At 68.1% G+C, this 18,974-nt stretch carries 21 protein-coding genes; 14 read left to right on the forward strand and 7 right to left on the reverse strand.

Features of this window, described 5'->3' with window-relative positions; all coding sequences use genetic code 11:
• Positions 1-41: 41 nt before the first annotated feature.
• On the reverse strand, positions 42-812 hold the full coding sequence (locus FHQ07_RS12790; protein ID WP_139717269.1) for a queuosine precursor transporter: 771 nt from the start codon (positions 810-812) through the stop codon (positions 42-44).
• Complete coding sequence (locus FHQ07_RS12795; protein ID WP_139717270.1) at positions 809-1,483, reverse strand: DUF502 domain-containing protein; 675 nt, start codon at positions 1,481-1,483, stop codon at positions 809-811. Before FHQ07_RS12795 ends, FHQ07_RS12790 begins: the two co-directional genes overlap by 4 nt.
• A 71-nt stretch (positions 1,484-1,554) precedes the next feature.
• Here FHQ07_RS12795 and FHQ07_RS12800 point away from each other — a divergent pair, with 71 nt between their 5' ends.
• A complete protein-coding gene (locus tag FHQ07_RS12800) occupies positions 1,555-2,883 on the forward strand; it encodes a hypothetical protein (RefSeq protein WP_139717272.1) in 1,329 nt (442 codons plus the stop codon).
• Between the two features lie 3 nt (positions 2,884-2,886).
• Here FHQ07_RS12800 and FHQ07_RS12805 read toward each other — a convergent pair whose 3' ends face one another.
• From FHQ07_RS12805 to trxA, 3 genes are all read right to left on the reverse strand, one after another.
• Positions 2,887-4,863, reverse strand: coding sequence for a serine/threonine-protein kinase (locus FHQ07_RS12805; protein WP_168191563.1), 1,977 nt, complete (start codon positions 4,861-4,863; stop codon positions 2,887-2,889).
• 64 nt (positions 4,864-4,927) lie between these two features.
• A complete protein-coding gene (locus tag FHQ07_RS12810; protein WP_139717276.1) occupies positions 4,928-5,377 on the reverse strand; it encodes a DUF4442 domain-containing protein in 450 nt (149 codons plus the stop codon).
• A gap of 58 nt (positions 5,378-5,435) precedes the next feature.
• Positions 5,436-6,311, reverse strand: a complete 876-nt coding sequence (trxA, locus tag FHQ07_RS12815; protein WP_139717278.1) for a thioredoxin — start codon at positions 6,309-6,311, stop codon at positions 5,436-5,438.
• A 222-nt stretch (positions 6,312-6,533) separates the two neighbouring features.
• On the opposite strand from trxA, the gene FHQ07_RS12820 reads away from it, so the two are divergent.
• Positions 6,534-7,103: a hypothetical protein gene (locus FHQ07_RS12820; protein ID WP_139717280.1), complete on the forward strand. Its 570-nt coding sequence runs from the start codon at positions 6,534-6,536 to the stop codon at positions 7,101-7,103.
• A gap of 360 nt (positions 7,104-7,463) precedes the next feature.
• On the opposite strand, the gene FHQ07_RS12825 is transcribed toward FHQ07_RS12820, so the two are convergent.
• Complete coding sequence (locus tag FHQ07_RS12825; RefSeq protein WP_139717282.1) at positions 7,464-8,354, reverse strand: IS1595 family transposase; 891 nt, start codon at positions 8,352-8,354, stop codon at positions 7,464-7,466.
• Positions 8,355-8,488: 134 nt separating this feature from the next.
• Between FHQ07_RS12825 and FHQ07_RS14600 the strand changes: the two genes are divergently transcribed.
• From FHQ07_RS14600 to FHQ07_RS12845, 5 genes are read left to right on the forward strand one after another with little or no spacing between them, the layout of a single operon-like run.
• Positions 8,489-9,157, forward strand: coding sequence for a hypothetical protein (locus FHQ07_RS14600; RefSeq protein WP_240703497.1), 669 nt, complete (start codon positions 8,489-8,491; stop codon positions 9,155-9,157).
• Positions 9,154-9,555 carry a bleomycin resistance protein gene (locus tag FHQ07_RS14605; RefSeq protein ID WP_240703498.1) on the forward strand — a complete coding sequence of 134 codons (402 nt, stop codon included), beginning with the start codon at positions 9,154-9,156 and terminating at the stop codon, positions 9,553-9,555. The genes FHQ07_RS14600 and FHQ07_RS14605 overlap by 4 nt, the downstream gene beginning before the upstream one ends.
• Before the next feature lies 1 nt (position 9,556).
• Entirely contained in the window at positions 9,557-9,775 is a 219-nt protein-coding gene (locus FHQ07_RS12835) for a helix-turn-helix domain-containing protein (RefSeq protein WP_139717286.1), read from the forward strand.
• On the forward strand, positions 9,772-10,677 hold the full coding sequence (locus FHQ07_RS12840; protein WP_139717288.1) for an alpha/beta fold hydrolase: 906 nt from the start codon (positions 9,772-9,774) through the stop codon (positions 10,675-10,677). Before FHQ07_RS12835 ends, FHQ07_RS12840 begins: the two co-directional genes overlap by 4 nt.
• Entirely contained in the window at positions 10,674-11,288 is a 615-nt protein-coding gene (locus tag FHQ07_RS12845) for a DUF998 domain-containing protein (protein WP_139717289.1), read from the forward strand. Before FHQ07_RS12840 ends, FHQ07_RS12845 begins: the two co-directional genes overlap by 4 nt.
• Here the strand turns inward: FHQ07_RS12845 and FHQ07_RS12850 are convergent.
• Positions 11,267-12,574 (reverse strand): metal-dependent hydrolase family protein, encoded by a 1,308-nt coding sequence (locus FHQ07_RS12850; RefSeq protein ID WP_139717291.1) that lies wholly within the window; start codon positions 12,572-12,574, stop codon positions 11,267-11,269. The genes FHQ07_RS12845 and FHQ07_RS12850 overlap by 22 nt on opposite strands.
• A gap of 72 nt (positions 12,575-12,646) precedes the next feature.
• Here FHQ07_RS12850 and leuS point away from each other — a divergent pair, with 72 nt between their 5' ends.
• The 7 genes from leuS (at position 12,647) to FHQ07_RS12885 (ending at position 18,955) form a co-directional block, all read left to right on the forward strand.
• Positions 12,647-15,433 (forward strand): leucine--tRNA ligase, encoded by a 2,787-nt coding sequence (leuS, locus tag FHQ07_RS12855; protein WP_139717293.1) that lies wholly within the window; start codon positions 12,647-12,649, stop codon positions 15,431-15,433.
• Between the two features lie 41 nt (positions 15,434-15,474).
• On the forward strand, positions 15,475-15,984 hold the full coding sequence (locus FHQ07_RS12860) for an LPS-assembly lipoprotein LptE (protein WP_139717295.1): 510 nt from the start codon (positions 15,475-15,477) through the stop codon (positions 15,982-15,984).
• A 21-nt stretch (positions 15,985-16,005) separates the two neighbouring features.
• Entirely contained in the window at positions 16,006-17,052 is a 1,047-nt protein-coding gene (gene holA / locus FHQ07_RS12865) for a DNA polymerase III subunit delta (RefSeq protein WP_139717297.1), read from the forward strand.
• Positions 17,049-17,738 (forward strand): nicotinate-nucleotide adenylyltransferase, encoded by a 690-nt coding sequence (nadD, locus tag FHQ07_RS12870; RefSeq protein WP_139717299.1) that lies wholly within the window; start codon positions 17,049-17,051, stop codon positions 17,736-17,738. The genes holA and nadD overlap by 4 nt, the downstream gene beginning before the upstream one ends.
• A gap of 24 nt (positions 17,739-17,762) precedes the next feature.
• Positions 17,763-18,182 carry a ribosome silencing factor gene (gene rsfS, locus FHQ07_RS12875; protein ID WP_139717301.1) on the forward strand — a complete coding sequence of 140 codons (420 nt, stop codon included), beginning with the start codon at positions 17,763-17,765 and terminating at the stop codon, positions 18,180-18,182.
• Positions 18,183-18,186: 4 nt separating this feature from the next.
• Positions 18,187-18,657: a 23S rRNA (pseudouridine(1915)-N(3))-methyltransferase RlmH gene (gene rlmH, locus FHQ07_RS12880; RefSeq protein ID WP_139717303.1), complete on the forward strand. Its 471-nt coding sequence runs from the start codon at positions 18,187-18,189 to the stop codon at positions 18,655-18,657.
• A gap of 67 nt (positions 18,658-18,724) precedes the next feature.
• Positions 18,725-18,955 (forward strand): cupin domain-containing protein, encoded by a 231-nt coding sequence (locus tag FHQ07_RS12885; RefSeq protein WP_139717305.1) that lies wholly within the window; start codon positions 18,725-18,727, stop codon positions 18,953-18,955.
• Positions 18,956-18,974 lie beyond the last annotated feature (19 nt).

Genomic DNA, 18,974 nt, shown 5'->3' on the forward strand with positions numbered 1-18,974 from the left:
AAGGGCCGGCATTGCCGGCCCTTTTTTTTGTCGGAGCCGGATCAGTCTCCGGCGGCGTGCCGGCGAAGCTCCGCCGCGCGCTCATGGCCGAGGTAGCGGTGGATGCCGACACGGGCCAGGTACAGCAGCGGGATCAGCGCGATCGCCGCCAGCATCTTGTAGGCGTAGTTGAGCGTGCCGACCGCGAGGAACAGCGAGGTCGGCCAGTGCTGCGGACCGATCACGAAGGCGATGTACAGCACCACGAAACTGTCGACCAGCTGCGAGACCGCGGTGGAGCCGGTGGCGCGCAACCAGGCATGGCGTTCGCCGGTGCGCCTGCGGATGCGATGGAACACCGACACGTCGATCAGCTGGCCGATCATGAAGGCGATCAGCGAACCCCAGATCGTCCACAGCCCCTGCCCGAACACCGCGGCGAATGCGGCCTGGTAATCCGGCACGCCCTGGTCCCTGGCCACGCCGACCCACCACGATGCCGGCGCCAGGTGGATCGCGACGAAGGCGAACACGAAGCCGTACACGATCAGTCCCGCCGCGAGCCAGCTGATCATGCGCACGCCGCGCTTGCCGAAATATTCGTTGACCGTGTCGGTCATGATGAACACGATCGGCCACAGCAGGGTGCCGGCGGTGAAGTTCAGCGAGCCGCTCTGGCCGAACAGGTTCCACTGCAGCGGCGCGATGCCGAGCGTGTCCTCCAGCGCGAAGATCTTGACCCCGATGAACTCCGCCAGCACCGCATTGACGCAGAAGAACGCGGCCAGGCCGATGAACAGCCGGGTCGCGCGGTCGTCGAGCAGCCGGTTCATGCCTTCGCCGCCGGCGGCGAGAACGGGATCTCGTCCGGCGCCACCGCGCCGCCGCTGATGATGAAGCTCATCGCCTGGTCCACGTTCCAGTCGGTGGGGGTGATCTTCTCCATCGGCACGATCTCGAGGTAACCCGAGGTCGGGTTCGGCGTGGTCGGCACGTAGACCGCCGCGAGCTCGCGCCCGGTACCGGCCTCGCGCATCACGCGGGTGACGAAGCCGAGGGTCTTCATCTCGGTGTGCGGGAAGTCGATCAGCACCACCCGCTGGGTGCCGTCGGGCTTGGTCTGCAGGATGTCGAGCAGTTTGCGCGCGCTGCCGTAGATCGTGCTGGCCAAGGGGATGCGCGCGATCAAGGCCTCGAACCAGCGCAGCAGGCGCTGCCCGACCACCGCCTTCGCCATCGCCCCGGACAGCAGGATCACGCCGAGCGTGGCGAGCAGGCCGAGCGCCGTGCGCACCCAGCTCTCGTCGAGCCAGCCCAGGGCCTGCGGCGCGGCGATGGCCAGGTTGTGCAGCAGCGGTTCGATCACCGGCCGGCCGATGTCGGAGAGCAGCACGAACACGAATTTCACCACCACCCAGGTCAGCCACAACGGCAGCAGGGTGAGCAGTCCGGTGAGGAACAGCCGCTGCAGGCGCTGTCCGAAAGTGCGGGCGGGATCGGGCATGCCGCGATTGTAGGGGAAGGCATGGCCGCGACCGTCGCCGGTCTGTAGGCTGGGACGAAAAGGGGGGAATGATGAAGCGAGGATTGCGTTGGGTGTTGTCGAGCTTCGGCGTGCTGTTGCTTGCCGCCGTCGCGGTGTGGGGCGCATCCCGGCTGTGGGGCGTGCGCGCGGACGAGCGCGCGGCGCTCGCGCAGATGCGCGCCGGATGGACGCCGCCGGGGCGCAACGGTTTCGATGCGCTGTGGACGCTCGACTACGACGTCCCCGCGGCCCGGCAACGGGCGGTGGTCGATGCCGACATCCGGACCATCGGCGCGTGGCCGGCCTTCGGGCTGCGGTCCGCGGATTTCCGCAGCGCCGCGACCGCGTATCCGGACCTCAAGCCGGGCGCTGCGGACCGCGGCATGTGGTGCGCGGCGTCGAAGCCCGGCTGCCTTGCGATGGTCGCGGCGGACATCCCCGCCTATGCCGGCTTGGTGGCGCGCAATGCGAGGCTGATCGCGCGCGCCGATGCGCTTGCCGGTTTCGACCACATCAAGCTGCGCTTGCCGGCGCGTGCGGACATGCCGTTTCCGGCATTCGCGAATGCCTACGCCCCTGCAACCCGCGATGCATTGCTGTTCGCGCAGGGCAGGCGGCAGGAAGCGCTGGGCAATGTGTGCCGGGGCATCGCCGGCTGGCGTCGCCATGCGGCGCATACCGACATGCTGATCGCCGGCATGGTCGCGGATGCGCTTGCGGCGGATGGCTATGGCGGCTTGTTCGCCGACATGCTGGCGGCGATGCCCGCCGATGCGCCGATCCCGGGCGAATGCCGCGTCGCGCTGGCCGAAGTCCGTCCCGCGGAACTGTCGCTGTGCGAGGCGATGAAGGGCGAATTCGCCTTCGCCGACAACGGCATGCGGAACCTGGCCGACTCCCCGCAGGCGCCGTCGAACGAGGTTTCGCCGTTCGCGCGCCGTTTCCTGTTCGATGCCGAAGCGACCAGTGCCATGTATGCGCGCAACATGGCCGCGGCCTGCGGGAGCCGGTTCGCGGGGATGATCGCCCGCGACGTCCCGCTCGAGCCGCCCGCGGCCGAACGCCATTGGCGCCGGCGGTTCGCCTGCGTCGCCAATCCGGTGGGCTGCATCCTCGCCGACATCGCCGCGCCGGCGTATGCCAGCTATTCCCTGCGCCGGCAGGATTTCGGCATGAAACTCAGGTTGCTGGGGACGCTGCAGTGGCTGCATGAAAACCCGCAACCCGGGGCCAGCCTGGCGGATCGCCTGTCGCGGCGCCCCGCATCGCTGACAAGCCCTGCGCGTGCGCTCGAGATCGGCGAGGGCGGCAGGCGCCTGTACTTCAGGCGCTATGAGGCATCGAAAGGCGGCGACTGGTCGCAGCCGTTGCGCCCCTGAACCTCAGCGTTCGCGCACCAGCCGGATGCCGACGTCGGCATAGCCGCGGTTCGCATCCAGCGCGCGCAGCTTGCCGCTGGCCATGCGCCGCGAGCATCCGGCGTCCGCGCACAGGGTCAGCCAGCCGGAGACCGGCGTGGTCGCCTGCGCGCGCAGTTCGCCCGCGCTGGGCAGCCGGTAGCGGCGTTTTTCGCGCGCGCTGAGCCAGCTGGCATAAGCCTGCGCATCGGCGGCGGAGACGCAGACCACCGGCCCGCCATCGCTGCCGACCTTGCTCCAGTCGCGCTTGCCGCCGAAGAGTCCGTTGCGGCCGCAGTCGGCCGGGGCGCGGGCGCTGGCGCTGGCGAAGCGTGCGTAGTCGGCGCGGCTGACGGTATGCACGTCGACCGCGGCGCTGGCCGGCGGCGTGGCGGCCTGGGCGGCGATGACGGTGGTGGAGGCGGTCTTCGCCATGCCGTCCACGCGCGCCTGCAATGCCTGGTTGCGGGCGGGATCGAGCCCGAGCCAGCGGGTGCCGGCAAGCAGGGCGCTGGCGCCGGCGCGATCCGGCTTGGCCACCAGCGCGTCCATGCGCGCGGCCAGCGCGGCATCGAGCCGCTTGCGCAGCAAGGCGATCGCACTGCCATCGCCGCCGCGGCGGGCGTCCAGTTCGCGGGCGCGCTCGAAGGCCATGTGCGCGGCAGCGAGGTCGCCTTCGCGCAGGCCGCGCTCGCCGAGGTCGGCCAGCGCATCGAACAGGCGCGCGGTCAGCACCTGGGTCTGCGGATGGGTGGCATCCACCCGCCATGCGGCGTCGAGGCTGTCCCAGGCGTTGCCGTTCGGCGGCGCGAGGACATGGCCTTCGCGCAACTGCTGCTCCGCATTGGCGATATAGGCGGCGATGCCGCCGCTGTCGATGGCCGCGGTTTCGCCCAGCAGGCCGGTTTGCGCATCGGCGGCGGGTGCGGGCAGGGCCTCGCCGTCCGCGGCCTGGCGGGTGTCCGCGCTGCCGTCCGCGGCCGGGGCATTGGCTTGCTGCCGGTCGATGAAATTGACGATGCCGAAGGCGAGCGCGGCCAGCGCGACCGCACCGAAAGCCCAGGACATCCAGCCATGGCGGCGGGCTTCCGCTGCCGGCGCAGCGCTTCCCGCGGGAGGCATCACCACTTCGACGAAACCGAAATTCTTGCCGGCGCGTTTTTCCAGCTCGTTGAGCGCGTCCAGCATCTCGTGCGCGCTGGCGTAGCGTTCGGCCGGCAGCTTCGCCATCGACTTGTCGATGAAGCCCTGCCAGTGCTTGAGCGGCGCGGGCAGGCGCGGGATCGGGTCCTGCACGTGCTTGAGCGCCATCGACAAGGCATCGCCGGCGTTGTACGGCAGGCGGCCGGTCAGCGTTTCCCAGGCCAGCACGCCGATGCTGTACAGGTCGGCGCGGCGGTCGACCTCGCCGCCGCGCGCCTGCTCCGGCGGCATGTAGGCGGTGCTGCCGACGGCGAGGCCGGTCGAGGTCAGGCGCGGGTTGTTGCCGCGGCGCAGGGCGATGCCGAAGTCGGCCAGCATCGGCCGTTCGGCTTCGTCGAACAGCACGTTCTCGGCCTTGACGTCGCGGTGCACCACGCCGCGCACGTGCGCGTAGTCGAGCGCGGGCAGCAGCGCGCGCAGGATCGATGCGGCCTTCTGCTGGTCGCCGCGCAGGTTGCGCTGGGCGAGGTGTCCGCGCGGCAGGTAGGGCATCGAATAGAACGGCAGGCCGTCGGCGGTGCGCCCGACCTCGTGGATGCCGACGATGTTGGGATGCTCCAGCCGGGCGATGGTGCGCGCTTCGTTCTCGAAGCGGCCGCGGCTGACTTCGTCGGCCAGCGCTTCCGGCAGCATCACCTTCAGCGCGACCTTGCGCCCGAGCGAAGTCTGCTCGGCCAGGTAGACGGTGGACATGCCGCCGTGGCCGATCACGCGCAGGATGCGATAACCCTCGATCTGCGGTTGTTCGTTGCTGGACAAAGGCGCGTTCCCTGGGCCGTCGTTGGCCGAAGGATACGCCGCGGTCGCGCCGCGATGGAACCGCTCAGCGTCCCGGTTTGCGGCGCACGTACAACTGCTTGCGGGTGCGCGCGACCACATCGCCCTGTTCATCGATGACGTCCGCCTCGAACCAGCGCAGCACTTTCTCGCCGCCCGCGGCGGCGGCGCGCAGTTCGTCGAGCACGGCATCGTCCAGTTCGAACACGGCATGCACGGTGCCGCGGCCGGGCTTCGCGAATTCGATCTCGCCGGCCTTGTCCCAGACGAAGTAGTCGGGCCCCAGGCAGCGCAGCACCGGGATCATCCGGAACGGGTCGGTCATCGCGAACAGGCTGCCGCCGAAGTGGGTCTTCACGTAATTGCGATTCCACGGCCGCATCCGCAGCTCGACGCGCACGCGGCGCCAGTCATCGGTGATTTCGGTGACGTGGATGCCGCTGAACAGGAACGGCGGCCACAGGTTCAGGCCGTGGCGAAGGATGCTTGGCTTCATGCGGATGGAACGGCTGCGGCAGGGGGCGGCAGCCTACCATACGCATTGGTATGGAGGATCAGACCAGCAGCAGGGCGGACATCTTCCGGCGGTAGCGGCCCACCAGGTCCTCGTCCTCGACCACCCGGAAGGCGTCGATCAGCGACTTCTTCGCGAGGTTGTCGGCGTAGCCGCGGTCGCGCTGCAGCATCTCGATGAACTGCTGCAGGCCGGCTTCGGCATCGCCGCCCACCAGCCTGCGTACGCCCAGCAGGTGGCGGGCGCGCAGGTCGGCCGGATCGCTGGCGATGGCGGCTTCCAGTACTTCGGCCGGCGGTGCGTCCTTGAGCAGGGCGGCAAAGCCGAGCCGCGCACGCGCCTTCACCGCGCGGTCGTCGGTGGACAGGTTGGCGGGCAGGGCATCCAGGAGGTGTTCCGCTTCGCTCGCGGCACCGGTCTGCAGCAGGGCCAGCGCGAGGTCGAGCCTGAGTTCGGACTTCTCGGGTTCGGCTTCGATCGCCTTGCGCAGGCGCATCACTTCTTCGTGCGGATCGATTGGCGGCGCGGCGGTTTCTTCGACCACGGCGTCCTCCACTGCCGCTGCCGGCTCGATGCCGTGGTGCTTGAGGAATTCGCGCAGCTGGCCTTCCGGCAGCGCGCCGGGGAAGCCATCGACCAGTTGCCCGTCCTTGACCAGCATCACCGTCGGCACCGAGCGGATCTGGAACGCGGCGGCCAGTTCCTGTTCGGCATCGACATCGACCTTGGCCAGTTCGAAGGCGCCGTGGTAGTCGGCGGCCAGCTTTTCCAGCACCGGGCCCAGGGTCTTGCACGGGCCGCACCAGGTCGCCCAGAAATCCACCAGCACCGGGGTTTCCAGCGACTTGCGGATCACCGTGTCCTCGAAGGTCGCGGCGGTGGCGTCGAATACGTGCGGCTTGGCGGTGTCGGTCATGGCGGGCTTGGTCGTTGCGATGCGATGGAGATGGCGACAGGCGGGCAGGTTAACAAGGCGATGTAAAAAATACTGGCTGTTATATACGTAACAAACCCATTCTGCATTAACCAATCTCGGCATCGAGATGGAATAGATTGGATGAACGCCAGATAACTAAGGTGCCAAATCTCATTTGCAATGATACGACACAGCAAACCGCATGACATGTAGACTCGCGTCATGGGCACGAAGTCGCGCAACATCACGGATCTCATCGAGGAGCGGAAGAGCCTCGCGGCACGCGTCGCCAAACTGAACGCGGAACTGCAAGAACTGGACGAAGAAATCTTCGCGGGCGCTCAGCTTTACGCTCAAGCCGCGCAGGCGCTCAGCGCCCTTGGCCTTGGTCAAAAGGTACAGGCCAATCCGCGTCCCACCCGGCCTCTTATCTCGATTCCGCCGCCGATGGTGGTTCTTTCTCGGCCGCCAATCGATTTCCATGAAGACGAAGAAGCGTCGGATAGCGTGCTGCGCTTGACTGGCGACGGGAGGGCGAAGACGCGGGTTACGCCCGGCGGCCAAGCAATCATCGACGGCACCGCCAAGGTACTGAAGGAGGCTGGCAGGCCGCTGAAAATCCGCGAGATTTACGAAGGGCTGTCGAAGCTGGGGGTCAGCATTACGGGCAAGGTGCCGCTCAATAACCTGAGCGCCCACCTTTCCCGTTCATCGGTTTTTGAACTCGGCCCTAAGAGCGAGTGGTGGTTTGCAAGTGCGGAAAAACAAGAGCCACCCGAAGGTGGCTCCTGAAGGTTTGTGGGGCTGGGTTGGTCCGGGTGAGGGCTTTCCATCCAAACACCCGGGGGTTCGAATCCCCTCAGCTCCACCATTTTGTACAGCATCGCCCCGTTGGCGAAATTGGTTAGACGCAGCGGTCTTTAAAACCGCCGACTCTGGCGGGTCATGTCGGTTCAACTCCGACACGGGGCACTATCTTTGTACACGAATGGCTCCCACGTTCAATAGCTTGGGGGCCTTTTCTTTACTTTCTTCTTAGGCTTGGGCGCAGGCGGCGTCACCAGCATGCGCCTCAAAACGTCATCGAAGTCGTCTGCGGCGACTTCGACTAGTTGCGGGTCGCTGGGGGGCTGGGGGCTTGGCTCTTTCCTTTTAGTGGGCATAGGTCAGCCGCTTGCCGCCAATGGACTTCAGCAGGGAATCGCTGCGCTCCCGGTCAGACACCTTGCGGTGGTTCCAGCGGAAGTCGAACTCGGTCACGTAGCGCTGCAAGTGATCGTACCCAACGTGATGGAAAGTGCCGATCAGGCCACGCTTCAACAGGCTGAAGCTGCTCTCGACGCTGTTCGTAGTGGCGCGACCACGGGCGTACTCGCGGAGACCATGGTTCACCACTTCGTGCCGCGAGAAGTTGGCGGCAGCCTTCTTGTAGACGTTCAACTCGTCCGTATTCAAGATCGCATCCGGGCTGACGTTCGCCTCCAAGACTTCGGCCATGCTGCGGATGGTCACCTGCTGGACGTGGAAGCTGCGCTTCTCGCCGTTCCGCTCGACCAGCGAAACCACCTTCATCTTGTGCTGGTAGCCCGGACGCATCTTCTTGCCCGGCTCGATGCCCCAGTAGGTCTCGTCCACTTCGACAGCGCCGCCACCTGAACCCAGCAGGCCGCCACCGTCGGGCTTCATAGCCTCGCGGATGCGATGGGTCATGAACCACGCCGACTTGTAGGTAACACCCAGCAGCCGGTGAACCTGGTGCGAGCTAATCGCCTTCTTGCTGGCGCACATCAGGTGGACGGCCATCAACCACTTGTTCAACGGGATCTTCGACCGTTCAAAGACAGTGCCCACGGTAACGCTGAACTGCTTGCGGCAGTCCTTGCACTTCCACAGGCCGGGGCGGTGCGAAGCACCCTTCATGGAGTAGTGCTTGCCTTCGACGCCGCAGTGCGGGCAGACCGGACCGTTAGGCCAGCGCAGGGCTTCCAAGTATTCGCGGGCCTTGTCGGCGTCCTGAAAGTGCGGGGCAAAAATGGCGGCCATCTGGAACTCCGGTTTATGTGTCCAGAGTGCCCAAAAATCATGGGTGTGTCAAGTATATAATCGCCAAAATACTTGACATCGCGATTTCACGATGTAAACTGAATATTACATTTCGTCAGGTATGGATGACATCGATGAAGGCCCTGTCCCCGCGCAACCAATTGATCGCCTGCCTGCTGCTGGCCGGCGTCGGCCTGGCCCTGTTCTTCGGCGGCGAATACCGCGACCTGGGCCTGCCGCTGGGCTGGATCGGCAGCGTGCTGTTCGTCGTCGCGGTCTGGTTCTGCGTGGACGCGGTGCACCGCATCCCGCACAGCGAGGACGAGGCCGCGGTCGCGCACGGCGAATGGCAGGCATGGATCGGGGTGGCCTTCGTCGGCGCGGTGATCATCGCCAGCCTGCAAAGGGCGGATGTGTTCCTGCCGCAGTTGCCGATCGGGCAGAACCCGGAGGCCGGCGTGGCCGGGCGCGGCATCGGCACCCTGTTCGTGGCCTGGCTGGTGTTGGCGCAGGTGCTGAAGCAGCGTTGGGCCGGCAAGGTGCTGGAGGACGAACGCGACATGCAGATCGAACTCATCGCCAGCCAGTGGGGCCGCGGCGCCACCACCGTGTGCATCATCGCCATCGCGGTGCTGCTGGGCTTCAGCGATACCGGCCGCCTGCGCGAGTTCAGCTATCCCTTCATCGCGCAGATGCTGATGCTGGCGTTGCTGTGGGGCCTGTGGTTCGACCAGCTGGTGGCCGCGATCCTGTACTGGCGCGACCGCCGCGCGGTGCGGCAGCTGGAAGGAGGCGCCCAGTGAGCGCACGCATCGCGACGATCCGGGCGATCCATCCGGTGCTGGCCGCACGCGACGTCGCTGCATCCATCCGCTTCTACCAGCTGCTCGGTTTCGCGTTGTCCTTCCAGGATGACGCAGGGGAGCCGAGGTATGCCGCGGTGCATCGCGATGGCGTCGAGCTGCACCTGCAGTGGGCGGATGCCGGGCAATGGGTCGCGGGCGTTGACCGTGCGGCCTGCCGTTTCCTGGTCGAGGATGTCGATGCGCTGCATGCGCAATTCGCGGTGGCCGGGGCGATCGATGCGATCTCGTCGGACGGCAGCCCTTGGGCGGCGCCGGCGGATACGCCCTGGGGCACGCGCGAGTTCCACCTGCGCGACCCTGGCGGCAACAGCCTGCAGTTCTACCGGGCGCGCTGACATGGCCGGCACCGCGATCGGCAACGAGATCCGCCGCCTGCGCTTCGCCCGCGGCGAGATGACCCAGCAGGCGCTGGCCGATGCCTGCGGCGTCACCCGGCAGACCATCATCGCGCTGGAAGCGGGGCGCTACGCGCCATCGCTGGAACTGGGCTTCCGCATCGCCGATGCGCTGGGCGTGCGCATCGAAGAGGTGTTCCATTGGAACAAACCGGAATGAGCAAGGCATCGGGCAAGGGCCGGCGTTTCGTCAAATGGACGCTGGGCATCGTGGTCGTGCTGGCGTTGCTGCTGGCGGCGTACATGTGGTGGGTGGTCGAGCGCTTCGATACCAAGACCTTGCCCGCGCGGCATGGGCAGGTGGATGTGGAACTGTTCGCGCGCGAAGGCGGCAAGCATCCCTTGCTGGTCGGTCTCGGCGGCAGCGAGGGCGGCAATCCCTGGGCCAGCGAACGCTGGAAGCGGCAGCGCGAGCGCTTCCTCGACCGGGGCTACGCGCTGCTCGCGCTCGGCTATTTCGGCACGCCGAACTCGCCGGAGCACCTCGACCGCATTTCGCTGGACGGCGTGCATGCGGCGATCATGGAAGCGGCGCAGGATCCGCGCGTGGACGGGCGCTGCATCGCGGTGATCGGCGGTTCCCGTGGCGCCGAACTCGCATTGCTGCTGGCCAGCCGCTATCCGGACATCAGGGCGGTGGTGGCGATCGTGCCCGGCAGCGCGGTGTTCCCGGCGCTGACCGATGCGATGACCACGCCCGGCTTCTCCTTCCACGACCAGCCGCTGCCGTTCGTGCCGATGACCTGGGGCGCGACGCCGGACCTGCTGGTCGGCAACCTGCGCGGTGCCTTCGAAACCATCATGCGCGATAAGGCGGCGATGCAGCGCGCGGCGATTCCAGTGGAGAAGATCAATGGCCCGGTGCAGTTCGTGTCGGCGGCGCAGGATGAGGCCTGGCCATCGAAGGAAATGAGCGATGCGATGATGCAGCGACTGAAAACGCACGGGTTTCGCCATGCTGCCGAGCATCTGGTGGTGCAGGGCGGCCACGCCGAACCGCTGGACGAATTCCCGAAGATGGAAGCATTCCTCGACACCCAGTTCAAGCAGGCTTGTCGATGAACGCGATCGCGCACCGTCCGGCCTGGCTCGCGGCTGCCTCGTTCGCCATCGCACTCGCATTGGCGAACGTCGGCGTGCCCGAATATTCGCATCGTATCCACCCGGTCGCATTGCGCGGAACCGCCGGCTTGCCATGGGCCTTCGCCTTCAACCTGCTGGCCTTCGTGCTGCCGGGACTGCTGCTGGCATGGGTCGGGCTGCGCCTGCGCGCGGGCCTCGCCGGGGCCGGCTGGCTTGCGCGGATCGGCGTGGTGCTGGCGCAGCTGTCGGCACTGGCGTTCGCGGCGCAGGGCCTGTTGCCGCTGGATCCGAGTGATGCCGGTTCCACCGCGAGCCGCCTGCATGCGCTGGCCTGGATGCTGTGGTGGATCGCCTTCGTGCCGGGCATGTTGCTGCTCGCCATCGGTGCGCGGCGCGGCATGCCGTTCGCGTTGGCTTGCATGGCCGCCGGGACGCTGCTGCCGCTGCTCGCGGTGTTCGCGCCGATCGGGCCATGGGTGGGGCTGGCCCAGCGCATCGCGTTCGCGCTGTGGTTCGGCTGGTGGCTGGCGGCCGGCGCTTCGCTGTCAGCGCCGCGATCGCCGCCCGCTCATCGCGCCGGTTCCCGATAGACCACGCCGTCCTTCATCACGAAATCGACCTTCATGGTGTTGCCGATATCGGCCAGCGGATCGCCCGGCATGGCAATGATGTCGGCGCGCTTGCCGGCTTCCACCACGCCCTGGTCGTCCACGCCCAGGACCTCGGCGGCGCGGATCGTGGCCGCCTGCAGCGCGTAGGCCGCAGGCATCCCGGCCTCGACCATGTACACGAATTCCTTCGCATTCTGGCCGTGCGGGCCCACGCCCATGTCGGTGCCGAAGGCGATCTTCACCCCGTTGCGGTAGGCGCGGCCGGCGGTGTCCTGGATCTGCGCGCCGATCCGCGCGGCCTTCGGCCGCACCACGTCGGGGAAGTAGCCGTCGATCTTGGCCTTGTCGGCGACGAAGCGGCCGGCGGTGATGGTCGGCACGTACCAGGTGCCTTTCTCCTTCATCAGCTTCATCACCCGCTCGCTCATGTAGGTGCCGTGCTCGATGCTGGTCACCCCGCCGGCGACCGCGCGGTACATGCCTTCCTCGCCGTGCGCATGCGCGGCCACGCGGTAGCCGTAGTCCTTGGCGGTGTCGACGATCGCCTTCACTTCCTCGACGGTGAACTGCGGCGCGTCGCCCGATTTCGCGTAGCTGAGCACGCCGCCGGTGGCGGTGATCTTGATCACGTCGCTGCCGTCCTTGTAGCGCTGGCGCACCGCCCGGCGGGCATCGTCGATCGAATTGACCACGCCCTCGGTGGGGCCGGGCGGGCCCAGCAGGTGCGACAGCTGCGTGTTGTAGCCATTGGTGGGGTCGGCGTGGCCGCCGGTGGTGGCGATGGCGGTGCCCGCCGCCCAGATCCGCGGGCCCTTGATCAGGCCCTGGTTGATCGCGTCGCGCAGGTGCAGGGTGACCGTGCCGCCGAGGTCGCGCACGCTGGTGAAGCCGGCCAGCAGGGTCTTCTCGGCATAGCCCACGCTGCGGAAGGCGAAGTCCACGTCGTCCAGGCGAAAGCCCTCGGAATAGCTCTGCGGGTTGGATTCGCCGTCCAGGTGCACGTGCAGGTCGGTCCAGCCGGCCATGCAGGTATGGCCCGAAAGGTCGATGGCGGTCGCATTGGCGGGCGCCTCGACGCGGCCGGCCAGCACTTCGGCGATCTTGCCATCGCGCACCACCAGCGTATGCGCGCCCACCAGCTTGCCGGCGCGGCTGTCGAACAGGTTGCCGCAGTGCAGGGCGCTTCCCTTGTCGGGCGCATCGGCCGCGGAGGCGGGCAGGGCGAGCGCGGACAGCACGGCGGCGGCGAGCAGGCGATGGCGCATGGCGGTTCCCCGGCGGCACTTGGCGATGGGCGATGCCGGATGGTGCCACGCAAGCCCCGCGAATGGCGGCGGATGCTGCGCTGCGGTAGGCTTTGCGGCCCGATTCCCGCAGTTTTCGCCGTGTCCGAACCCGTCGCCTACGATCCCCGCTCCGTCGAATCCGCCGCCCAGTCGTTCTGGGCGAATACCCGCGCCTTCGAGGTGAGCGAGCAGTCCGACAAGCCCAAGTACTACTGCCTGTCGATGCTGCCGTATCCGTCCGGTGCGCTGCATGTCGGCCACGTGCGCAACTACACCATCGGCGACGTGATCAGCCGCCACAAGCGCATGACCGGCCACAACGTGCTGCAGCCGATGGGCTGGGACGCGTTCGGCCTGCCGGCGGAAAACGCCGCGATCAAGAACAAGACCGCGCCGGCCAAGTGGACGTATTCCAACATCGAGCACATGCGCGCGCAGCTGAAGTCGCTGGGCTACGCGATCGACTGGAGCCGCGAGTTCGCCACCTGCAAGCCGGACTACTACGTGCACGAGCAGCGGATGTTCGTGCGCCTGCTGAAGAAGGGCGTGGCGTATCGCAAGAACAGCGTGGTCAACTGGGATCCGGTCGACCAGACCGTGCTGGCCAACGAGCAGGTGATCGACGGCCGCGGCTGGCGCACCGGCGCGCTGGTCGAGAAGCGCGAGATCCCGCAGTGGTTCCTGCGCATCACCGACTACGCGCAGGAATTGCTGGACGAACTGGACAAGCTCCCGGGCTGGCCGGATTCGGTCAAGACCATGCAGCGCAACTGGATCGGCCGCAGCGAGGGCCTGGAGATCCAGTTCAAGGTCGATGGCGAAGCCGAGCCGCTGACCGTGTTCACCACCCGCCCCGACACCCTGATGGGCGTGACCTTCATCAGCGTCGCCGGCGAGCATCCGCTGGCGCTGAAGGCTGCCGCCAACAATCCGGAACTGGCCGCGTTCCTGGCCGACCTCAAGCAGGGCGGCGTGTCCGAGGCCGAGCTGGAGACCCAGGAAAAGCGCGGCATGGCCACCGGCCTGTGGGCGATCCATCCGGTCACCGGCGAGGACGTCCCGGTCTACGTCGCCAACTTCGTGCTGATGGGCTACGGCACCGGCGCGGTGATGGCGGTGCCGGCGCACGACCAGCGCGACTGGGAATTCGCCAAGGCCTACGGCCTGCCGGTGAAGCCGGTGATCGTGGATGCCGCGACCCGCGACGCGCTGGAGGAAATGGCCTCGCACGTCGCCGAGCACGACGACCCGATGGCGGTCGCGCTGGGCGGGCATGCGCCGGACGACGTGGTCGAGGTCGATGCCGCGGTCGAAGTCGTGCGCGAATACCTGCGCCGCATCGACGAAGACGGCGCGCAGACCGAGCGTGGCTGGCTGATCAATTCCGGCGACTTCAACGGCATTGATTTCGACGCCGCGTTCGATGCGCTGGCGGCGAAGTTCGAAGCCGACGGCAGCGGCGCGCGCCGGGTCAATTTCCGCCTGCGCGACTGGGGCGTGAGCCGCCAGCGCTACTGGGGCTGCCCGATCCCGGTGGTGTACTGCGCCGCCTGCGGTGCGGTGCCGGTGCCGGAGGACCAACTGCCGGTGCTGCTGCCGGAAGACGTGGCCGATGCCTTCGCCTCGGGCGACGTGCATTCGCCGATCAAGTCCGATCCCGACTGGCGCAAGACCGCCTGCCCGAACTGCGGCAAGCCGGCCGAACGCGAGACCGACACCTTCGACACCTTCATGGAGTCGAGCTGGTACTACGCGCGCTACACCTCGCCGGGCGCGAGCGACATGGTCGATGAGCGCGCGGATTACTGGCTGCCGGTCGACCAGTACATCGGCGGCATCGAGCACGCGATCCTGCACCTGATGTATTTCCGCTTCTACCACAAGCTCCTGCGTGACGCGGGGCTGGTGGCGAGCGACGAACCGGCCACCCGCCTGCTCACCCAGGGCATGGTGATCGCCGACACCTTCTATCGCGAGGACGAACTCGGCGCGAAGGAATGGATCAATCCCGCCGACGTCGAACTGGAGCACGACGAGCGCATGCGCGTGATCGGCGCGAAGTCGCTGGTCGACGGCCTGCCGGTGCTGATCGGCGGCACCGAGAAGATGTCGAAGTCGAAGAACAACGGCGTCGACCCGCAGGTGCTGGTCGACAGGTACGGCGCCGACACCGTGCGCCTGTTCTCGATGTTCGCCGCGCCGCCGGAGCAGTCGCTGGAATGGAGCGATGCCGGCGTGGAAGGCATGGCGCGCTTCCTGCGCCGGCTGTGGCGCGACGTGCACGCGCACGTGGCCCAGCCCGACCATCCGCAAACCGATCCGGCCGCGCTCGACGCCGCGCAGAAGACCCTGCGCCGCCACATCCACGAGGCGATCCAGAAGGTCGGCGACGACTACGGCCGCCGCCACAGCTTCAACACCGCGATCGCCGCGCTGATGGAGCTGCTGAACCACGTCAACAAGTTCAACGACATGTCCGACCAGGGGCGCGCGGTGCGCCACGAGGCGTTCGAGGCGATCGTCCTGCTGCTCAACCCGATCACCCCGCACATCAGCCATGCGCTGTGGCAGGCGCTCGGCCATGCGGAGGCATTGCTGGAAGACATCCCGTTCCCGCAGGCCGACCCGGCCGCGCTGGTGCGCGACGCGCTGACCCTGGCGGTGCAGGTCAACGGCAAGCTGCGCGGCACGATAGAAGTGGCCCCGGACGCCGCGCGCGAGGCGGTCGAGGCCGCCGCCCTGGCCGAACCGAATGTCGCGGCCTTCGTCGCCGGCAAGGAGATCAGGAAGCTGATCGTGGTCCCGGGCAAGATCGTCAATATCGTGGTGGCGGGCTGACCGCCGCCGACTTCGGCTAGCCGATCGCTTAGACTGCCGCCATGACCCGACGCCTCGCCGTACTCGCCCTCGCCGCCGCGCTGCTCACCGGTTGCGGTTTCCACCTGCGCAATGCCCTGAACCTGCCGGCCAACCTCGGCCCGGTGCGGGTGTTGGCCGCGGATCCGTACAGCCCCTTGGGCGAGTTGCTGGCCGATGGCCTGAAGCGCGCCGGCGCGCAGGCGGCCGCGGCCGATGCGGCCGACGGCGTGGCCACCCTGCAGGTGATTTCCGAACAATGGGCGGATACCCCGATCAGCCACGACCAGTTCGGCCGTGCGCAGGAGTTCTCGCTGCGCTATGCGGTGATCTTCAGCATGCGCCGCGCCGACGGCAGCGCCGCGGTGCCGCAACAGGCGGTGGAACTGTCGCGCGATTACCTGGCGCCCGCGGTCGACTCGATCGGCAAGGCCAGCGAGCGCGAGCTGCTGGTGCGCGAACTGCGCCGCGACATGGCCGCGGCGATCCTGCGCCGCGTCGACGCCGCATCGAAGCCCGCCGCCGCGCAATGACGATGGGTCGCGCTTGACGCGATGGAACTGAGCGTCGATCGCATCGCCTCGCAACTGGCCGGCGAGCCGCTGCGCCCGGCGTATCTGGTTGCCGGGCCGGAAACCCTGCTGGTCCTCGAAGCCGCCGACGCGGTCCGTGCCGCTGCGCGCGCGCAGGGCATCGAAGAGCGCGAAGTGCACGACATGGAGGGCCGCGATGCCGACTGGGACGGCCTGGCCGCGTCGATCCACGCGCCCAGCCTGTTCGCCACCCGCCGCCTGGTCGAGGTGCGGCTGCCGACCGGCAAGCCCGGCAACGAGGGCAGCAAGCTGGTCTGCGGGTTCTGCGCGGAACCGCCGCCGGACGTGGTCCTGCTGGTGATCGCCGGCGACTGGTCGCGCCAGCATCCGGGCAAGTGGAGCGAAGCGATCGGCCGCGTCGGCCATGCCTGCATCGCCTGGCAGGTCAAGCCGCACGAACTCACCGGCTGGATCGATCGCCGGCTGCGCAGCCGCGGGGTGAAGGCCACGCCGGATGCGGTGGCGCGGCTGGCCCAGCGCATCGAGGGCAACCTGCTGGCCGCCGCGCAGGAAGTGGACAAGCTGGCGCTGCTGGCGCAAGCCGATGCCGCATCCAAACCGTTGGATGCGGAGGCGATGGACGCCTTGGTCGCCGATTCCGCGCGCTTCGACGTGTTCCGCCTGGTCGATGCCTCGCTCAACGGCAATGCCGCGCAGGTCTCGCGCATGCTCGCCGGCCTGCGCGCGGAAGGCGAGGCGGTGCCGGCGCTGATGGGCATGGTGGTCAAGGAACTGCAGACCGTGGCCGCGCTGGCGCGCGCGCGCAATTTCGCCGCCGAATGCAAGGCGCTGCGCATCTGGGACTCCAAGCAGGCGGTGTACAAGCGCGCGCTGGGCAAGCATCCGCCGGAGCGCTGGCAGCGTTTCCTGGTCGAGGCCGGGCGGGTCGACCGCATCGCCAAGGGCCGCGTGCGCATCGGCGAGGAATCGCCGGACGCGTGGCTGCAGCTGGAACGCCTGCTGCTGGCGATGGCCGACAAGGGCGCGGCGCGGCTGCTCGCTTCGTGAGCGTGCGCAAGCTGCTGGTCTGCTACGGCGGCACCTTCGACCCGGTGCACAACGGCCACCTGGCGGTGGCGCGCGCGGCGCGCGACGGGCTGGGTGCCGAGGTCGCGCTGCTCCCGGCGCACGATCCGCCGCACAAGGGCCCGACCCGCGCCGATGCGATGCAACGCGCGGAGATGCTGGAGCTGGCGGTGGCCGGTGAAGCGGGCTTGTCGGTGGACCGTCGCGAACTGCGGCGGGACGGGCCTTCCTACACCTTCGACACGCTCGGCGAGTTGCGCGCGGAACATGGCGAGGCCGCGCCCATCGCCTGGCTGATCGGCGCCGATTCGCTGTTGCAGCTGCATGCCTGGCATCGCTGGCGCGAATTGTTCGACCGCGCCCACATCGTCGCGGTGCAGCGGCCGGGGTCGCAGGTCGATGCCGCGCGCCTGCGCCAACAGGCGCCGGAGGTGCTGGCCGAGATCGCCGGCCGCTGGCTGCCGCCGGCCGACCTGGCTGCCGCCGCGAACGGTGGCTTCGCCCTGCTGCCGATGCCGCAACTTCGCCCGGAATCCTCCACCGAGCTGCGCCGCCGCATCCGCACGGGCGGGGACTGGATCGGCTGGGTTCCCCCGGCGGTGGCGGCCTATATCGTCCGCGAGGGGCTGTATCGCGACCCGGGGGATATACTGGTGCCGTCCCCATAACGCGCCCGACGCCGGGCTTCGCCCTTGACCACTACCGCCCACGTCATCAAGACCAGCCTGCCCAACCCGCCGCCGTCGGTGGAATCGCTCCTGAAGACCGTGCATGCCGCGCTGGACGAACTGAAGGCCAAGGACGTGACCCGGATCGACGTGCGCGGCAAGAGCAGCGTCTGCGATTTCATGGTGGTCGCTTCGGGTACCTCGACCCGCCACGTGAAGTCGATCGCCGACGAAGTGGTGCGCTTCGCCAAGAAGCTCGACGTGATGCCGCTGGGCGTGGAAGGCGAGCGCGAGGCCGAGTGGGTGCTGGTCGACCTGGGCGATGTCGTGGTCCACGTGATGCTGCCGCGGGTGCGCGAGTTCTACGCGCTGGAACGGCTGTGGACGGTCGGCGACCAGCCGCCGGATCAGATCGGCGAAAGCGACGCCGAATCGCAACTCTGAACCCTTGAAGGCGCGCCTGGTCGCCGTCGGCGAACGCGCGCCCGCCTGGGTGGCGCAGGGTTTCTCCGAGTACCAGAAACGCCTGTCGCACTGGCTGCCGCTGGACCTGGTCGAGGTGGAGCCCGGCGTGCGCGGCAAGGGCCGCGATACCGCGAAGGCGATGGCCGACGAAGGCGCGCGCGTGCTAGCCGCCTTGCCGAAGCATGCGCATGTGGTCGCGCTCGATGGCCGCGGCAAGATGCATTCTTCCGAACAGCTGGCGGTTCGCCTCGAACATTGGCGCGGGCAGGGGCGCGATCTCGCCTTCCTGATCGGCGGCCCCGAAGGCCACGCGCCCGAAGCGCTGCAGCGTGCCGACGAAACCTGGTCGCTCGGCCCGTTGACCCTGCCGCACATGCTGGTGCGGCTGGTGCTGGCGGAACAGGTCTATCGCGCGGCGGCATTGCTGGCGAACCATCCCTACCATCGCGCCTGACCGCCACGATGCGCGCAGGGCGGCGGCCTCGCCGGCATCGCCGGCATCGCCATGCCGTCGATGCCGGATGCGGATTGCGCGGGCGAAACGTGCCGAGGCGCCGCTGCATCGTCATTCCGACGCACAGATCGGCTGGACCGTCTCGGGCAGGTCGCGGATGGGATCGGCTGGCAGGCAATGCGTGTTGCAAGCCGGCGACATCATGCTGTTCCCGCCGAATGTGGAGCATGCCATCGAGGTCTTCGCGCCACTGCGGCAGGATCGGATCGATCGGACCGCGGCCGGCAAGCGGCAGTAGCCGGCATGCGCGCGGGGAA

Source organism: Thermomonas aquatica, assembly GCF_006337105.1.
GTDB lineage: Bacteria > Pseudomonadota > Gammaproteobacteria > Xanthomonadales > Xanthomonadaceae > Thermomonas > Thermomonas aquatica.

Excerpts from the sequence above, each read along its gene's own strand:
- FHQ07_RS12790 (WP_139717269.1), bottom strand. The coding sequence starts at position 812 with ATGAACCGGCTGCTCGACGACCGCGCGACCCGGCTGTTCATCGGCCTG.
- FHQ07_RS12795 (WP_139717270.1), bottom strand. The coding sequence starts at position 1,483 with ATGCCCGATCCCGCCCGCACTTTCGGACAGCGCCTGCAGCGGCTGTTC.
- FHQ07_RS12800 (WP_139717272.1), top strand. The coding sequence starts at position 1,555 with ATGAAGCGAGGATTGCGTTGGGTGTTGTCGAGCTTCGGCGTGCTGTTG.
- FHQ07_RS12810 (WP_139717276.1), bottom strand. The coding sequence starts at position 5,377 with ATGAAGCCAAGCATCCTTCGCCACGGCCTGAACCTGTGGCCGCCGTTC.
- trxA (WP_139717278.1), bottom strand. The coding sequence starts at position 6,311 with ATGACCGACACCGCCAAGCCGCACGTATTCGACGCCACCGCCGCGACC.
- FHQ07_RS12820 (WP_139717280.1), top strand. The coding sequence starts at position 6,534 with ATGGGCACGAAGTCGCGCAACATCACGGATCTCATCGAGGAGCGGAAG.
- FHQ07_RS12825 (WP_139717282.1), bottom strand. The coding sequence starts at position 8,354 with ATGGCCGCCATTTTTGCCCCGCACTTTCAGGACGCCGACAAGGCCCGC.
- FHQ07_RS14600 (WP_240703497.1), top strand. The coding sequence starts at position 8,489 with ATGAAGGCCCTGTCCCCGCGCAACCAATTGATCGCCTGCCTGCTGCTG.
- FHQ07_RS12835 (WP_139717286.1), top strand. The coding sequence starts at position 9,557 with ATGGCCGGCACCGCGATCGGCAACGAGATCCGCCGCCTGCGCTTCGCC.
- FHQ07_RS12840 (WP_139717288.1), top strand. The coding sequence starts at position 9,772 with ATGAGCAAGGCATCGGGCAAGGGCCGGCGTTTCGTCAAATGGACGCTG.
- FHQ07_RS12845 (WP_139717289.1), top strand. The coding sequence starts at position 10,674 with ATGAACGCGATCGCGCACCGTCCGGCCTGGCTCGCGGCTGCCTCGTTC.
- FHQ07_RS12850 (WP_139717291.1), bottom strand. The coding sequence starts at position 12,574 with ATGCGCCATCGCCTGCTCGCCGCCGCCGTGCTGTCCGCGCTCGCCCTG.
- leuS (WP_139717293.1), top strand. The coding sequence starts at position 12,647 with ATGCTGCGCTGCGGTAGGCTTTGCGGCCCGATTCCCGCAGTTTTCGCC.
- FHQ07_RS12860 (WP_139717295.1), top strand. The coding sequence starts at position 15,475 with ATGACCCGACGCCTCGCCGTACTCGCCCTCGCCGCCGCGCTGCTCACC.
- holA (WP_139717297.1), top strand. The coding sequence starts at position 16,006 with ATGGAACTGAGCGTCGATCGCATCGCCTCGCAACTGGCCGGCGAGCCG.
- FHQ07_RS12885 (WP_139717305.1), top strand. The coding sequence starts at position 18,725 with ATGCGGATTGCGCGGGCGAAACGTGCCGAGGCGCCGCTGCATCGTCAT.